15 protein-coding genes are annotated in these 15,125 nt (G+C 69.6%); 10 read left to right on the plus strand and 5 right to left on the minus strand.

Features of this window, described 5'->3' with window-relative positions; genetic code table 11:
- The first annotated feature begins 98 nt into the window (after positions 1-98).
- Positions 99-1,685, plus strand: a complete 1,587-nt coding sequence (locus tag EAO79_RS17540) for an MFS transporter (RefSeq protein WP_124769776.1) — start codon at positions 99-101, stop codon at positions 1,683-1,685.
- Here EAO79_RS17540 and EAO79_RS17545 read toward each other — a convergent pair.
- From EAO79_RS17545 to EAO79_RS17560, 4 genes are all read right to left on the minus strand, one after another.
- A complete protein-coding gene (locus tag EAO79_RS17545; RefSeq protein WP_124769777.1) occupies positions 1,666-2,151 on the minus strand; it encodes a Sec-independent protein translocase TatB in 486 nt (161 codons plus the stop codon). The genes EAO79_RS17540 and EAO79_RS17545 overlap by 20 nt on opposite strands.
- Positions 2,152-2,166: 15 nt before the next feature.
- Positions 2,167-2,358 (minus strand): twin-arginine translocase TatA/TatE family subunit, encoded by a 192-nt coding sequence (locus EAO79_RS17550; RefSeq protein ID WP_124769778.1) that lies wholly within the window; start codon positions 2,356-2,358, stop codon positions 2,167-2,169.
- Between the two features lie 56 nt (positions 2,359-2,414).
- Positions 2,415-3,395: an intradiol ring-cleavage dioxygenase gene (locus EAO79_RS17555; protein ID WP_124769779.1), complete on the minus strand. Its 981-nt coding sequence runs from the start codon at positions 3,393-3,395 to the stop codon at positions 2,415-2,417.
- Between the two features lie 135 nt (positions 3,396-3,530).
- Positions 3,531-3,806, minus strand: a complete 276-nt coding sequence (locus tag EAO79_RS17560) for a hypothetical protein (protein WP_079706952.1) — start codon at positions 3,804-3,806, stop codon at positions 3,531-3,533.
- Between the two features lie 139 nt (positions 3,807-3,945).
- Here EAO79_RS17560 and EAO79_RS17565 point away from each other — a divergent pair, with 139 nt between their 5' ends.
- The 9 genes from EAO79_RS17565 (at position 3,946) to EAO79_RS17605 (ending at position 14,152) form a co-directional block, all read left to right on the plus strand.
- Positions 3,946-5,436 carry a glycoside hydrolase family 32 protein gene (locus EAO79_RS17565; RefSeq protein ID WP_124769780.1) on the plus strand — a complete coding sequence of 497 codons (1,491 nt, stop codon included), beginning with the start codon at positions 3,946-3,948 and terminating at the stop codon, positions 5,434-5,436.
- Positions 5,437-5,517: 81 nt separating this feature from the next.
- Complete coding sequence (locus EAO79_RS17570; protein WP_241160920.1) at positions 5,518-6,879, plus strand: ABC transporter substrate-binding protein; 1,362 nt, start codon at positions 5,518-5,520, stop codon at positions 6,877-6,879.
- 70 nt (positions 6,880-6,949) lie between these two features.
- Positions 6,950-7,831 carry a carbohydrate ABC transporter permease gene (locus tag EAO79_RS17575; protein WP_056013507.1) on the plus strand — a complete coding sequence of 294 codons (882 nt, stop codon included), beginning with the start codon at positions 6,950-6,952 and terminating at the stop codon, positions 7,829-7,831.
- Positions 7,828-8,742, plus strand: coding sequence for a carbohydrate ABC transporter permease (locus EAO79_RS17580; protein WP_124769781.1), 915 nt, complete (start codon positions 7,828-7,830; stop codon positions 8,740-8,742). Before EAO79_RS17575 ends, EAO79_RS17580 begins: the two co-directional genes overlap by 4 nt.
- Positions 8,739-9,779, plus strand: coding sequence for a LacI family DNA-binding transcriptional regulator (locus tag EAO79_RS17585; protein ID WP_124769782.1), 1,041 nt, complete (start codon positions 8,739-8,741; stop codon positions 9,777-9,779). The genes EAO79_RS17580 and EAO79_RS17585 overlap by 4 nt, the downstream gene beginning before the upstream one ends.
- 10 nt (positions 9,780-9,789) lie before the next feature.
- Positions 9,790-11,232, plus strand: a complete 1,443-nt coding sequence (locus tag EAO79_RS17590; RefSeq protein WP_124769783.1) for a glycoside hydrolase family 32 protein — start codon at positions 9,790-9,792, stop codon at positions 11,230-11,232.
- 82 nt (positions 11,233-11,314) lie between these two features.
- Positions 11,315-12,892 carry a glycoside hydrolase family 32 protein gene (locus EAO79_RS17595; RefSeq protein WP_124769784.1) on the plus strand — a complete coding sequence of 526 codons (1,578 nt, stop codon included), beginning with the start codon at positions 11,315-11,317 and terminating at the stop codon, positions 12,890-12,892.
- A gap of 111 nt (positions 12,893-13,003) precedes the next feature.
- Positions 13,004-13,486 carry a hypothetical protein gene (locus EAO79_RS17600; protein WP_124769785.1) on the plus strand — a complete coding sequence of 161 codons (483 nt, stop codon included), beginning with the start codon at positions 13,004-13,006 and terminating at the stop codon, positions 13,484-13,486.
- A gap of 78 nt (positions 13,487-13,564) precedes the next feature.
- Entirely contained in the window at positions 13,565-14,152 is a 588-nt protein-coding gene (locus EAO79_RS17605; RefSeq protein WP_079706946.1) for a DUF1349 domain-containing protein, read from the plus strand.
- Here EAO79_RS17605 and EAO79_RS17610 read toward each other — a convergent pair.
- Positions 14,106-15,113, minus strand: a complete 1,008-nt coding sequence (locus tag EAO79_RS17610) for a YafY family protein (RefSeq protein WP_124769786.1) — start codon at positions 15,111-15,113, stop codon at positions 14,106-14,108. The two genes, EAO79_RS17605 and EAO79_RS17610, sit on opposite strands and share 47 nt — an antisense overlap.
- Between the last annotated feature and the right edge of the window lie 12 nt (positions 15,114-15,125).

Here is a 15,125-nt window from a genome sequence, read left to right on the forward strand (position 1 = left end):
CCAGTGCAGCATGGCGATCCTCCGGCATTTCTCGGGCACTGAGCGACTACGCGAGTGCCGAATGATTCAACACGACTGTCAGGAAACGAGTACTACTTGTGAACTCCAGCGACAACGCGGCATCATCGTCCCCCGCATCCCCCTCCCCCAAGACCGGCCGGAAGCCGGCCCGCAAGACCAGGCGCCTCCGCGTCGACGACGTCCTCGTCGTGAAGCGGTCGCGCATCCGCACCGCCATCTCGGGCACCGTCGTCGGCAACTTCATGGAGTGGTTCGACTTCGGCATCTACGGCTACCTCGCGGTCACGATGACCGTCGTCTTCACCGAGGGACTCCCTCCTGAGGCCGGCATCCTCGTCACCCTGTTCGGGTTCGCCGTGTCGTTCCTCGTGCGTCCGCTCGGCGGGCTCGTGCTCGGACCACTCGGCGACAAGATCGGCCGGAAGAAGATCCTCTTCCTCACGATGTCGATGATGGCCGCGGCCACCGCGCTCATCGGCGTGCTGCCGACCGCCGCCCAGATCGGGCTGTGGGCCATCGCCCCGCTGTACCTCCTCAAGATGGTCCAGGGCTTCTCGACCGGTGGTGAGTACGCCGGCGCTTCCACCTACGTCGCCGAGTTCTCACCGGACCGTCGCCGCGGGTTCTGGGCCTCCTGGCTCGACGTGGGGTCCTACGTCGGCTTCGCGGCCGGTGCCGGGACCGTCGCCCTCACCACGCTGATCGCGGAGGGCCTCGCCGGCCCCGACGCCATGACCGAGTTCGGTTGGCGCATCCCGTTCCTCATCGCCCTGCCGCTCGGTGCGGTGGCGGTGTGGTTCCGCCTCAAGATCCCCGAGACTCCGGCCTACGAGGTCGCCGAGACCGCCGGCGGGATCGAGTCCGAGCACGAGGACCCCATGGCCCGCCAGGGTGTCTTCGGGATCTTCCGTCACTTCTGGCGCCAGATCCTCATCGCGATGGCGATCGTCGCCGCGACGAACACCGCCGGCTATGCACTCACGAGCTACATGCCGACCTACCTCGAGAAGGACGTCGGCGTCTCCAACCTGACGGCCGCGGTCGCGACCATCCCGGTCCTGCTGATCATGTCCGCCTGCCTGCCGCTCGTCGGCCGCATGTCCGACAAGCTCGGTCGCAAGCCCGTCTACCTCATGGCCGTCGGTGCGACCCTCGCCCTCATGGTGCCGGCGTTCGCGGTCATGCAGATCGGTGAGATCTGGGCCATCTTCATCGCCCTCTTCATGGTGGCCGCCCCGGTCGCGCTGTGGGCGGGACCGTCCGCGGCCTCGCTGCCGGCGTTCTTCCCGACGGCGTCCCGCTTCGGCGCGATGGCGATCGCCTACAACCTGTCCGTCTCGCTCTTCGGCGGCACGACGCCGCTGTTCAGCGAGTTCCTCATCCAGCTCACCGGCAACACCTTCATGCCCGCGTTCTACATCATGTTCTTCGCGGCTGTGGCGGGCGTCGGCGTGCTCACGATGCGGGAGACGGCTCGTCGTCCGCTCATCGGCTCGGTGCCGACGGTCGAGACGAAGGCCGAGGCGGTGGAACTCGTCAAGGGGCAGGACGACAACCCGCTCATCGACACCCACACGATGCCACTCGACATCCTGCCGCCCGCGTCGACCAGCGGTGCCGCGGCGGACGGCCAGGACGGACGCGTCACGACGCCCGTCGGCTAGCGGGTTCGTCGACGCGTTCGTCGAGGACGACGCGTTCGGTGAGCATGATCGGGGCGGGTGCGCGGTGCGCATCCGCCCCGTCGCGTCCGACCCGCTCGAGGAGCGCGGCCTGCCAGCCGCCGCTCGCGACCGGCTTCTCCGGGGCAGACGGTACGGTCGGCTCCACCTGCGCCTCCGACGTCGTCGACTGCTCGAGCTGCGCGACCGGCCCACGCTCCTCGACGAGCGCCTCCTGGATGATCCGTCGGGGATCGAACTGTCGAGGGTCGAGACGTTTCCACTCGGTCGGGTCGAATTCCGGTCCGAGTTCCTCGGCGGCTCGCGCCTTGGTCGTGGCGACGAGGTCGCGGACGGTGCGGACGAGCACCCCGAGTCGCTCGGCGTACACCGGCAACTGTTTCGGGCCGATGAGCACGGCCGCGAGGACGCCGATGACGATCAGCTTGTCCATGGTGAGTCCGAACACGATGCGCTCCGATGATCAGGCGGCAGGGGTGTCGGCGCGGGTGTCTGCGCGCGTGTCTGCGTCGGCCGACACCTCGTCCTTCAGGATGCGCGCCGACTGCCCGACGCTGCGGGCGAGGCTGGGGAGTTTCGCCGCGCCGAAGAACAACAGGATGACGGCGAGGACGATGAGGGCGTGCCAGCCGGTGAGGTTCTGGAGGAATCCCATGACGGGTCCTTTCGGGTCGATGCGGGTCGGGACGGGAATGCGTGGAGGTGCCGCGGTCAGCGTCCGCTCGGCGGCGTTCCACCGCCGCCAGCCCCGCCACCACCGGACGGAGCGGCACCGGCGGTCGGCGTCGTCGTGGTGTCCACCCGGACCGTGAGCGCCACCTGGTATCCCGAGGTCGCGTCGCCCGTCACCGTCGCGAGCTGCAGGGCACCGCCGTCGTCACCGAAGACGTTGTCGTCGTCGAGACTCACCTGGGCGAGGTTCCCGCTCGAACCGTCGTAGCCGGACAGCGCGTAGACGGTGTCGCACGCCGCCTGCGGCAGGGCGACCTGCGAGGTCGCGATGGCGTTCGCGGAGTCGGAGATGTCCGCGACCGTGGGGTACACCTCGAAGTGGATGTGCGGCCACCGGCCCGAGTAGCAGGCCGGGAAGATCGAGGTGTACGAGACGGTCCCCGAGCTGTCGGCGACCTGGACGCCGCGGAGGTAGGTCTCGTCCTCGATCCCGTCGGAGTACATCGAGTAGCCGCCCGATGCGTCGCAGTGCCAGACGTACACGGCGACATCGGTGAACGGGGCGTCACCGTTCGCCATGTCGAGGATGGTCAGCGAGAGGGCCATGGGGACCCCGCTCGCGGTGGTCCCGGACCCGATGCTCGACCGGATGTCGCTGCGGACGATGCCGGACTCCTCGAGCACGTCGGCTCCGTTCGAGCCGTCGCCCGGGTAGGGCCCCGCGGTCTCGTCGGGGATCTCGCCCGATGGGAGGTCGCCGGTCGCCGTCGCGGTGCTCGTGCCGGAACTCGCGGCGCCCGTGCTCATGCTGCTGCTGCCGGACGCCCCGGTGGAGCAGGCGGCGAGCGCGACGGCCCCGACCCCGGCGCCCACGAGGCTCAGCACCGTGCGTCGGCTGACGAGGGTCCCGAGGTCGAACGCGACGCCCTGGTCGACGACCTCCTCGTCTGCCCGGTCGAGCAGGCGCCCCTCGTAGGCCGGGCCGTCCGGGGTGGTCTCGGGTGTCGGGATCCTGCTCATGGTGCGCCTCGCCTTCGTCTGCGATCGGTGGTCTCGATCGGTCGTGAGACGAGCATCGGCGTGCCGGCTATGGGCTTCCTCTGAGCCGTCCATACGTCGTCGATGGTTCTGCTGGGTGATTGCCGAGTCCGCTGATCAGCGCGGGGTGGCCTTGAGCCCGTTGGGCGGTCCGTCGCGGTCGGAGGTGGTGCGCGGCACGTCATACCGGACGAGCGCATCGGCGCGTTCCAGGCTCGGCTGCACGCTCATCAACACCCGCTTGAGCGGATCGATGTCCCAGGCGATGACGAAGTACGCGTCGGCGCCGCCCCGATCCCGGCGCCGTTCGATGACCGCCTTCGGGATCACCGGGTCGTTCCGCATCACGAGCCACGTGTCGTGGTCGAGGCGGATCGGACGCGGGCGGGTCATATGTCGAACATACGTTCGAATGTCGCGTGGGGCAAGTCGACGATCGAGCTGCTTAACTTTGCTTAACCGCTTGACCACCTTCTCGGCATCCCGCTACGGTAACTGCGTAACCGATTAACCACTCACTGCAGAGGACGTCATGAACCAACGAGGGTTCCACCAGCCGAACGGCGCATGGGTCGGAGACGTCATCCCCTGGCAGGAGGACGGTGTCTTCCACCTCCTCTACCTGCACGAGTCGCGTCGCGTGCCCAAGATCGGCATGCCGTGGCATCGCGTGACCACCCGGAACCTCGTCGACTTCGACGACCTCGGCGAGGCACTGGCGTCGGGCGGACCGTCCGCGCCGGACTTCAACGTCTACACGGGCAGCGTCGTCCTGGGCCCCGACCGGGTCCACCACGTCTTCTACACGGGACAGCACCCGGAGCGCCGCGGTGCCGACGGTCTGGCGCTGCAACTCGTCATGCACGCCGTCAGCACCGACGGCATGCGCACCTGGGAACGCCGGGAGGCCGACACCTTCGGCGCCACCGCAGGATATGAGACCGCCGACTGGCGGGACCCCTTCGTCTTCTGGGACGAGGACGCGGCCGTCTGGCGGATGCTCATCACCGCCCGGCACGCACACGGCCCGGAACGGCGTCGCGGCGTCATCGCCCAGTGCACCTCCACGGATCTCTCGACCTGGGAACCCGTCGAGCCGTTCTGGGACCCGCGCCGCTACATCGCCCACGAGTGCCCCGAGGTCTTCCAGTGGGGCGACTGGTGGTACCTCGTGTACTCCGAGTTCAGTGAGTCGTTCACGACGCGCTACCGGATGTCGCGCACCCTGCACGGACCCTGGATCGTCCCCGAGCACGACACGCTCGACGGACGCGCCTACTACGCGGCGAAGTCCGCCGCCCGCGACGGACGCCGGTTCTTCTTCGGCTGGATCGCCTCGCGTGAGGGAGCCCACGACGCCGGCGCCTGGCAGTGGGCCGGCACCATGTCGGTCCTCGAAGCGGAGCAGCGTGCCGACGGCACCCTCGCCTTCCATCCGCCCACCGAACTCAGCGACACCTTCGCGCCCGCCGACGAGCCGACGGACACCGTCGTCGCCCCGGGCACGGTCCTGAGCGCCCCCGACGGGTACGCCGACGCCCTGTCGGCCGTGGACGCACCGAGTTCCTTCCGACTGGTCGCCCGGTTCGACATCGCCCCCGGCACGACCGAGTGCGGCGTCCTCCTCCGGGCGAGCGACGACGGCGACGAGGGCTACGTCCTGCGCCTGGAGCCGAAGCGCGACCGCCTCGTGTTCGACCGCTGGCCCCGCTCCAGCACCGGCACGGAGCAGTGGCAGATCTCGGGCGACGTCCCGTTCGTCGTCGAACTCGAACGCCCCTGCCACCTCGCCCCCGGCTTGCACGAGCTCGAGGTGATCGTCGACGGCGACCTCTGCGTCGCGACCGTCGACGACGCGGTCGTCCTCAGCACGCGCCTCTACGACCGACCGAGCGGTCGCGTCGGCATCTTCGTCGGTGAAGGGACCGTCACCGTCGAGGCGTGCACGCTCCTGGAACGCGACGGCGGCGACTCCGACGACGACCCCACCTCACACCGACTCCTCACCAGCACCACGTCCTGATCCCGACACCACGCTCCGCCCTGCTGCACCACCACCCGCACACCCGCACCCACCTGTGATCGATCAACGGAGATTCCGACCATGCCAACCACCGCACGCCCCCGCACCATGCGCCCCACCCGCAGCACCGCCTTCGTGGCGCTCGTCGCCGCTGCAGCGCTCGCCCTCTCCGGCTGCGCCGGCGGATCGAGTGCCACGGACCCGACCGACGTCGACCCGAAGGGCGACATCGTCCCCCGCGAGATCTCGTGGCTGCTCTCCCGCCCGGCCGACGGCGGGGTGATCACCGCCATGGAGCAGATAGCCGACGAGTACGCGAAGGACCACCCCGGCTTCTCGCTCAACCTCATCACGACGCCCGACCGCCCGTCCTACATCCAGAAGTACGAGACCCTCGCGGCCGCGAACAAGCTCCCCGAGCTCTTCGACACCGACGCGACCCCGTTCGCGCAGAAGCTCGCGAAGCAGGGCCGGATGGTCGACGTCGACCTGCTCCTCGAGGACCTCGGTCTCGCCGACTCCTACCGCGAGGCGGCGCTCAACTACCAGCGGTTCGACGACGGTTCGCTGTACATGGTGCCGTTCGAGTTCCAGCTGGAGTTCTTCTGGTACAACCGCTCGCTCCTCGAGGACGCCGGTGTCACCGTCCCGGCCACGCTCGACGACTTCCCCGCCATGTGCAAGGCGCTCCGCGCCAAGGGCGTCACCCCGATCGCACTCGACGGTCAGGACCAGTGGCCGCTCGAGCGCTACATGGCCTACTACCCGTTCCGGATGGCGGGTCCCGAGTACATCCAGGACCTGAAGGCCGGGAAGGCCTCCTTCTCAGACCCGGCAGGAAAGGCCGCGGCCGAGTGGCTGTACGACCTCGGGCAGGCCGGCTGCTTCCAGGAGGGCTTCTCCTCGACCGGTTACGCGGACGCGCAGGCGCTCTTCACCTCGGGGAAGGCCGCGGTCTACAACATCGGCACCTGGGAACTCTCGAACCTCGCGACGGATGCGCTCGACCCCGGCGTCCGTGACGCGGTCGGCACCTTCACGCTGCCGACCATCGACGGTGCCGTCACCGCCGACAACGAGTACGTCACCCCCTCCGGCATCGGCATGGCCGTGAACGCGAAGACGTACGACCCGCTCGTCCGCGACTTCCTCGCATTCGCCCTCGAGCGCTACCCGGAGCTCTACGCGGCGACTGGCGCGCTGTCGCCGACGACCTCCGCGCAGACCACCGTCCCCGCGAACGCGACCGAGCTGTACGCCAGCTCCGTGGCGCAGGCCGACGGCGTCGGACCGGCGATCGCGATGCCCTGGGACACCCAGCTCGACCCGGCCACGAACACCCGACTCCAGCAGGAGCTGACCCTGCTCGTGCAGGGCGACATCACGCCGGACGAGTTCATCACGACGATGGATGCGGCCCTCACGGAGAACGTCGATGACTGAGCTCACCCAGAGCGCGGTGGGCGCGGCATCCGCCCGCCCACCGCGGCGGCGGAAGCCGATGTCCACCTCGATGCTGCCCCGCCGGTCGACCCTGTCGGTGCTCGTGTTCCTCGTGCCGCCGCTCGTCCTCTACGGTGTCGCGGTGCTCCTGCCGATCGTGCAGTCGCTGTTCCTCAGCCTCTTCTCGTGGGACGGCATCACGGACATGGCGTTCGTCGGACTCGACAACTACGTGAAGATGCTCACCCGGGACGACGTGTTCTGGACCTCCTTCGGCAACGCCCTCGGCTACCTCGCGATCTGTCTGGTGCTCCAGCTCGGCGGCGCGCTCCTCGTCGCCGGGCTGCTCACGGCCCTCCCCCGGGCCCGCGAGCTCGTCAAGACGCTCTACCTCCTGCCGGCCGTCATCTCCACGGTCGCGATCGCCATCCTGTTCCAGCGGCTGTACGCGCTCGAACCGGTCGGGCTGATCAACCAGCTGCTCGCGTGGGTCGGCCTCGGCGACCTCCAGACGGCCTGGCTGTCGAACGTGCAGACCGTCCTCGCGGCCGTGTCGATCCCGGAGGGCTGGCGGTTCACCGGCCTGTACATGCTCATCATCTACGCCGCCCTCATGGCCGTACCCCGCGACCTCGAGGAGGCCGCCAGGCTGGACGGCGCCTCCTGGTGGCAGATCTTCTGGCGGATCCGCTTCCCGTACATCCGGCCGGTGTGGATCACGACGACGGTCATGGCGACGACCTTCGCGCTCCGCGGCTTCGACATCCCGTACCTGCTGACGAACGGCGGGCCCGGTCAGTCGTCCGAGCTGCTGACCACGTACATGTACAAGACGGCGTTCGTCCACACGGACTACGGCTACGCCAGCGCGATCTCCATGTTCATCGTCGTCGAGTGTCTCGTCGCCGTCGGCCTCATCTTCCTGCTGCTCCGACGGAAGGACAAGTCATGACCGCCACCCTCCCCGCCCGGCCGACCGAACACGTCGCGCCCCCGGTAGCGCCGACACCGAAGCGGAAACCCCGGCACACCCCGCGCGTGCGGGTGCAGCGGACGATCCTCACCGTGACCGTCGTCGCGATCGTGATCGTCCAGGTCTACCCGCTCGTCTGGTTGCTGCTCACGAGCTTCCGGACGGCGGCGGATTTCGCCGGTGGCAACCCCTTCGCGTTACCGTCCGAGTGGACGCTCGAGAACTACGCGCGGGCGTTCTCGACCGGCAACCTCGGGCTGAACATCGTCAACAGCCTGATCGTCACCCTCGGGTCGAGTGTCCTGATCGTCATCGCCGGCATGATGGCGGCGTACGCGCTCCAGGTCCTCGGGTTCCGGTTCAGCGGGCTCGTCCGCGGCCTGTTCCTCCTCGGCATCATCGTGCCCGTGCAGATCGCCCTCGTCCCGCTGTTCATCGACTACTCGCAGGTCGGCTTGCTCGACACCCACCTGTCGATGATCATCCCGCTGGCGGCGTTCGCCCTGCCGATGGCGGTGTACCTGTTCTCCTCGTTCTACGAGTACATCCCGAGGGAGATGTACGAGGCCGCGTCGCTCGACGGGGCGGGTCCGTACCGGATCTTCGGCCAGATCACCTTCCCGCTCTCGGTCAACACGATCATCACCGTCGTGCTCGTCAACAGCATCTTCATCTGGAACGACTTCATCTTCGCGAACACCTTCGTGCTCTCGGACGGATTGAAGACCATCCCGCTCGGCCTGCAGAACTACATCGGGGCGATGGGGAACACTGATTGGACGGCGACGTTCGCCGCCGTCTGCGTCACGGTCACACCGCTGCTGCTGGTGTTCCTCGTGTTGAACAAAGCGATGATCAGCGGCCTCGAGAGCGGAGCGACCAAGGGATGAGCAGCACCGACCAGCCGAAGCCCGGCGCGGACCACCCGAAGAACACCTCGGGCATCACGATGCGCGACGTCGCGAAGGCCGCCGGCGTCTCCGTGGCGACCGTCTCGCACGTCGTCAACGACAAGCCGGGGTCGCGGATCGGCGAGGACGCGAAACGTCGGGTGCACGAGGCGGTGGCGGAGCTCGGCTACCGGCCGAACGCCCTCGCAAAGACGCTGTCCCAGGGGCACTCACGGTTCATCGGCCTCGTCGCCGACGCGATCGCGACGACCCCGTTCGCCGGCCAGATCATCCACGGCGCCCAGGACGAGGCGTGGCGCCACGGCTACGTCCTGCTCGTCGCCAACACCGACGGCAACACGGCCGCCGAGGTGGAGGCCATCGCGATGATGCTCGAGCACCAGGTCCGCGGGATCCTCTACTCGACCTGGTTCCACCACGAGATCACCGTGCCGGATGCGCTCCTCCAGACCGACACCGTGCTCGTCGACTGCTACGCCGCCGGCAGCGGGCTCCCGGCCGTCGTCCCCGATGAGGAGCAGGGCGGGCGGACCGCGACCGAGGCGCTGCTCGCGGCCGGTCACCGACGGATCGCCTTCGTCAACACGACGACCCCCTCACCGGCACAGACCGGCCGGCTCGCCGGGTACCGCTCGGCGTTGCAGGCGGCGGGGGTGGCCTTCGACGACGCCCTCGTGTTCCCGGCCTCACCGGAGCAGGAGGGCGGATACGCGGCGACCGCCGAGGTCGTCGACTCGGGCGCCACCGCGGTGTTCTGCCACAACGACCGTGTCGCGATGGGACTCTACGACGGACTGCGGGAGCACGGACTGCGGATCCCCGACGACATGGCCGTCATGGGGTTCGACAACCAGGACGTCATCGCCGCCCACCTCCGGCCACCGCTGTCGACGGTCGCCCTCCCCCACTACGAGCTCGGGGCTGCCGGTGTCCGTCGGCTGCTCGGTCTCGACGCCGCGCTGCCCGCCGGGCCGCAGCTCATCGCCTGCCCGGCCGTCCCGCGGCACTCCGTCTGAGGGCGCGACCGTGCACGACGAACAGCACGCCCTTCCACGGCCCCGCTTCCACCTGACGCCCGAGCGGAACTGGATGAACGACCCGAACGGCTTGGTCTTCCACCGCGGGCGGTGGCACGCGTTCTTCCAGTACAACCCGGAGGGTGGCGACTGGGGCAACATGAGCTGGGGTCACGCCTCGAGCGTCGACCTGCAGCACTGGGAGGAGCATCCGGTCGCCCTGCGGTACACCACCGAGGAGCAGGTGTACTCGGGATCGGTGGTCGCCGCGGGTCCCGGCGGACGCCTCACGGCGTACTACACGAGCGTGTCCACCGACGGTCGGCAGGCGCAGTCCCGGGCGACCAGTGACGACGACGGGCTCACCTGGCAGCGCGACCCGGAGAACCCGATCCTCGACCGCGGCTCGCACGCGTTCCGCGACCCGAAGATCATCCGGTACGAGGACGCCGCGGGCTTCCGTTGGATCATGCTGACGGTGGAAGCCGTGGAGCGTCAGGTCCTCGTGTACTCCTCCACCGACCTCCGAACCTGGGAGCACGTCAGCACCGTCGGTCCGTTCGGTCCCACCGGCGTCGTGTGGGAGTGCCCCGACCTCATCCAGCTCGCGGTCGACGGCCGCCCGGACGAGCTCCGGTGGGTCCTGCTCCTCAGCACCAACCCGATCGGCGACGCGCAGGACCCGGACGGATCGTCGATGAGCTATCTCGTCGGCGACTTCGACGGCACGGTGTTCACGCCTGAGCGGGCCGAGCTGCAGCGGCTCGACCACGGTCGGGACTTCTACGCGGCGGTCGGGTTCGACGGCGCTCCGGACGGCGAAGCGGTGATCCTCGGCTGGATGGGCAATTGGCGCTACGCGGCCGACCTCCCCGCCTCGCCGTGGCGGGGCGCGATGTCGCTCCCCAGACGCCTCTCCTTGACCACGGTCGACGGCCGGCCGCGACTCGTGCAGGAGCCGCCGGCCTTCGTCCGGGAACGACTGGCCGCGATCGAACCGACGACCGTCGCCCTGTCCTCGGACGCCGTCGACCTGGCGCTCGATGGCGACGGCGTGGTCGAGTTGCGCTGGGATCCGTCGATCACGGGTGAGCTGCGGCTCCGACTGACGGCCGACACCGGCGGAGCGGTCCTCATCGTCCACGACCCGGCGGCGGCGTCACTCTCCGTCGCCCGGTCGGGCGGTGCCATGGACACGGTGCACCCCGACTTCGCCTCGACGAGCATCGTCCCGCTCGCCGGCGACCGTCCGGCGCGGCTCCTCCTCAGCCTCGACGGCCCGCTGCTCGAGCTGTTCGTCGACGGCGGTCTCGCCACCGTCTCCGACCTCGTCCTCCTGGGGAGCGGACGACCGACGCTGACCCTCGCGAGCGAACGCGCCAGTCCCGTCTCGGTGGCCGTCGCCGTCCTCGACCGGGTGCCAGCCACCGACCAGGCGCACGCGCCCGCCTGAGCAGTCCTCCACCGCACGATCCAGCACCATCCCCGCCACGGGTGCCTTCGGCGCGCCCGCGGCACCGACGAAAGGAACCGCAATGACGCACGACCTCTCCCGCCGGACCGTCCTCCAGGGCGCCGGCCTCGGGGCGCTCGCCCTGTTCGCGAGTGCCGGCACACCCCTCGCCGCACAGGCGCAGACCACCGCACAGGCGCAGGCCTCGCTCAGATCGGTGTTCCACATGACGCCACCGTCGGGGTGGCTCTGCGACCCGCAACGACCGGTGTTCACGAACGGCGCCTACCAGCTGTACTACCTGCACTCCGGCCAGAACAACGGCCCGGGCGGTTGGGATCACGCGACGACGACCGACAGCGTCGCCTTCACCCACCACGGGACGGTCATGCCGCTGCAGCCGGACTTCCCGGTGTGGTCGGGATCCGCCGTCGTCGACACCGCGAACACCGCCGGTTTCGGGGCGGGCGCGGTCATCGCCCTCGCGACGCAGCCTACGGACGGCGTCCGGAAGTACCAGGAGCAGTACCTCTACTGGTCGACGGACGGCGGCTTCACGTTCACGATGCTCCCCGACCCGGTGATCGTGAACACCGACGGACGTGCGGCCCAGACCACGGCGGAGATCGAGAACGCCGAGTGGTTCCGGGACCCGAAGGTCCACTGGGACGCGGCCAGGAACGAATGGGTGTGCGTCATCGGTCGGGCGCGCTACGCGGCCTTCTACACCTCGCCCGATCTCACGACCTGGCAGCTGCAGCACAACTTCGACTTCCCGAACCACGACCTCGGCGGCATCGAGTGCCCGGACCTGTTCCAGATGCGAGCGGGTGACGGCAGCTGGCACTGGGTGCTGGGCGCCAGCATGGACGCCTACTCGATCGGCCTGCCGATGACCTACGCCTACTGGACGGGCACCTGGGACGGGACGCGGTTCACGGCCGACGACCTCACCCCGCAGTGGTTGGACTGGGGCTGGGACTGGTACGCCGCCGTCACCTGGCAGAAGGCGGAGTCGCCCGACGACCGCCGGCTCGCGATCGCCTGGATGAACAACTGGAAGTACGCGGCCCGCGACGTCCCCACCGACGCCTCGGACGGCTACAACGGCCAGAACTCCGTCGTCCGGGAGCTACGACTCGAGGCGCAGTCCGGTGGTCGGTACAGCCTGCTCAGCTCACCCGTGGACGCCCTGGCCGGGTATGCGACCTCGACCGTCTCCCTCCCGGACCAGACGGTCACCGGGAGCGCCGTCCTGCCCTGGAGCGGCCGAGCGTACGAGATCGAGCTCGACCTCACCTGGGACACCGCGTCCAACGTCGGTCTCTCCGTCGGGCGCTCGGCGGACGGCTCCCGCCACACCAACATCGGGAAGGCCGGGGCCGAGCTCTACGTCGACCGCTCACCGTCCGACCTGGCCGGCTTCTCGCTGCAGCCGTACACGCGGGCCGCAGCACCGATCGACGCGGCTGCACGCTCGGTCCACCTGCGGGTCTTCGTCGACACCCAGAGCGTCGAGGTCTTCGTCAACGCCGGTCACACCGTCGTCTCGCAGCAGGTGCACTTCGCCGAGGGCGACACGGGGATCTCGCTCTACACCGATGGCGGCCCACTGACCGCCTCGGGGATCACGATCCGCGAGTTCGGCACGGCGATCTGAGGCGAGCGCGGTCGGGCGCGGCGACGGTGCCCGACCGCGTCCGACGGGTGCGCTCGGTAGGCTTGACGTTCCTTCCGGCGGGATCGCCGGACAACAGGAGATGGGGATACCGTGAAGCACGCCGCGTCGTACGCGATCGGGCTCGCGCTGAGCCTGGTCTACGTCTCCCTGGTGGGCGTGCTGTCGATCCAGATCTCCGGTCTCGCCGGTGGCGCGGTGTTCGACCTCAGCAACACCCTGACGGCTGTCACCGAACCGAACGCCGGCCTGCTGCAGGTGCTCGGTATCGCCGTGGCGAGCGGAGCGGTGCTGTGGCTCCTGATGCGGCGCGGGACCACGGGGACGGACGTGCAACGCTTCCTGCGACTCGGCTTCGGCACGGGAACGCTCGTGCAGATCGCCGTCTGTGTCGCCCTCCTCGCCGGTCGGTTCTCCGTCTTGGACCTGAATCAGGGTCCGGCGAAGTGGCTCGAGGGCTGGATCACCTCCGGCGCCTCGAACTCGGCCGTCCACGTCGTCCTCATCGTGACGGTGTACCTGATCGTGACGAGGCGACACCGTACCGGCGGCACAGCACAGACGTCGCCGGCCTGACCGACAGGACGCCGTCCCGCGCCGTGCCCCAGCGCCCCAGAACCTGCGGCGCCCGCATCCATGCGTCAGGATGGACGGATGGATCTCCAGAGCCTCGCCGAACACGGACGTTGGACGACAGCCCCTGCGGCGGTGACGACGGAACCGGACGGTTCCCTGCTCGTCACCGCCGTCGAGGGCAGTGACGCCTGGCGGCACACCTCCTACGGTTTCGTCCACGACACGGAGCATGCGCTGATCGCGCCGATGCAGCGACGGGCGGCGATCGAGGTGTCGTTCGTCCTCGACGGCTCCGAGCAGTTCGATCAGGCCGGTGTGTTCCTCCGCGCCTCGGAATCGACGTGGATCAAGGCCGGGGTCGAGGTGTCCGACGGGGTCGCCCAGCTCGGCGCGGTCGTCACGCACGGCACCTCCGACTGGTCGGTGGCACCGGTCCCCGACTGGCTCGGACGAACGGTCACCGTGCGCGCGAGCCGCGACGGCGACGCCGTCACCGTGCGCGCCCGGGTGGACGACGAGGACTGGCGACTGGTCCGCGTCGCCCACCTCGACCCGGATGTCGACGTCGAGGCGGGACTCTTCTGCGCGGCCCCGACGCGGGCCGGCCTCACCGTGCGGTTCACCGCCGTCCGTCTCGGACCGCCGGACGACGCGCTCCACGGCTGACGGTCTGCGCGGTCGCGGCATTGCGCTCCGCGAGCTGCGCGAACGCGGTGACGAGCTCGGGCGGCTCGACGACGTCGATGGCGGTGTCGAAGCGGTTGAGGGAGGCGGCGAGCGCCACCCACGACCAAGCCCCGGCGGTGTAGCGCGTGCGGTCCGGGCCGAGGGGCTCGGCGGTGCCGTCGCCCACGAACGGTCGGACCGCCTCGAACGGCAGGTGGAGCACGACGGTGCCGACACAGGGCCAGGCATCGGTCTGCTCGGATCCTTTGAACCTCGCCGCCACGAACGTCTGCACGTCTCCACCTGGCACCTCGCGCGGACGGAACCGCGGTCCGGGCGGCGTCCTCGGCACGATGCGGTCGGCGCGGAAGATCCGCCAGTCGTCGCGGTCGAGGTCCCAGGCCACGAAATACCAGCGCCCCTGGGAGGTGACCAGGTGGTGTGGCTCGACGCGCCGAGGGGGTTCCGGATCATCGTCGGATCGCCCGAACCGGAGCACCTCCCGCGCGCGGATGGCCGCGGACAGCGCGAGGAGGACCGGCACGGCCACCTGGGGCGTCGGTCCGTCGCCGGCTCGGGGCACTGAGGCGACGTCGAGGGCGTCGAGTCGATGCCGCAGCCGCGACGGCAGGACCTGTCTCACGGTCGTCAGTGCTCGGAGCGCGGGCTCCTCGAATCCGGATCCCGCGACGGCCGTGGTCTGGAGGGCGATGGCGAGCGCGACGATCTGCTCGTCATCGAAGAGCAGCGGCGGGAGTTCGCTCCCGGCGTCGAGGTGGTACCCGCCGTCCGGCCCCATCGTGGCCTCGATGCGATACCCCATCTCGCGGAGCCGGTCGACGTCGCGGCGGATCGTTCGGTGGCTGACGTCCAGCCGGTCGGCGAGCAGGGCACCCGGCCAGTCGCGCCGCGCCTGCAGGAGCGAGAGCAACTGCAGGAGTCTGGAGGTGGGTGAGGCCATGGTGCGAGCGTA

This window comes from Plantibacter sp. PA-3-X8, from assembly GCF_003856975.1.
GTDB classification, from domain to species: domain Bacteria; phylum Actinomycetota; class Actinomycetes; order Actinomycetales; family Microbacteriaceae; genus Plantibacter; species Plantibacter auratus.

Coding starts and splice junctions, on each gene's coding strand:
- EAO79_RS17550 (WP_124769778.1), bottom strand. CDS start 2,358: ATGGGATTCCTCCAGAACCTCACCGGCTGGCACGCCCTCATCGTCCTC.
- EAO79_RS17555 (WP_124769779.1), bottom strand. CDS start 3,395: ATGAGCAGGATCCCGACACCCGAGACCACCCCGGACGGCCCGGCCTAC.
- EAO79_RS17575 (WP_056013507.1), top strand. CDS start 6,950: ATGCTGCCCCGCCGGTCGACCCTGTCGGTGCTCGTGTTCCTCGTGCCG.
- EAO79_RS17565 (WP_124769780.1), top strand. CDS start 3,946: ATGAACCAACGAGGGTTCCACCAGCCGAACGGCGCATGGGTCGGAGAC.
- EAO79_RS17570 (WP_241160920.1), top strand. CDS start 5,518: ATGCCAACCACCGCACGCCCCCGCACCATGCGCCCCACCCGCAGCACC.
- EAO79_RS17595 (WP_124769784.1), top strand. CDS start 11,315: ATGACGCACGACCTCTCCCGCCGGACCGTCCTCCAGGGCGCCGGCCTC.
- EAO79_RS17580 (WP_124769781.1), top strand. CDS start 7,828: ATGACCGCCACCCTCCCCGCCCGGCCGACCGAACACGTCGCGCCCCCG.
- EAO79_RS17610 (WP_124769786.1), bottom strand. CDS start 15,113: ATGGCCTCACCCACCTCCAGACTCCTGCAGTTGCTCTCGCTCCTGCAG.
- EAO79_RS17560 (WP_079706952.1), bottom strand. CDS start 3,806: ATGACCCGCCCGCGTCCGATCCGCCTCGACCACGACACGTGGCTCGTG.
- EAO79_RS17605 (WP_079706946.1), top strand. CDS start 13,565: ATGGATCTCCAGAGCCTCGCCGAACACGGACGTTGGACGACAGCCCCT.
- EAO79_RS17585 (WP_124769782.1), top strand. CDS start 8,739: ATGAGCAGCACCGACCAGCCGAAGCCCGGCGCGGACCACCCGAAGAAC.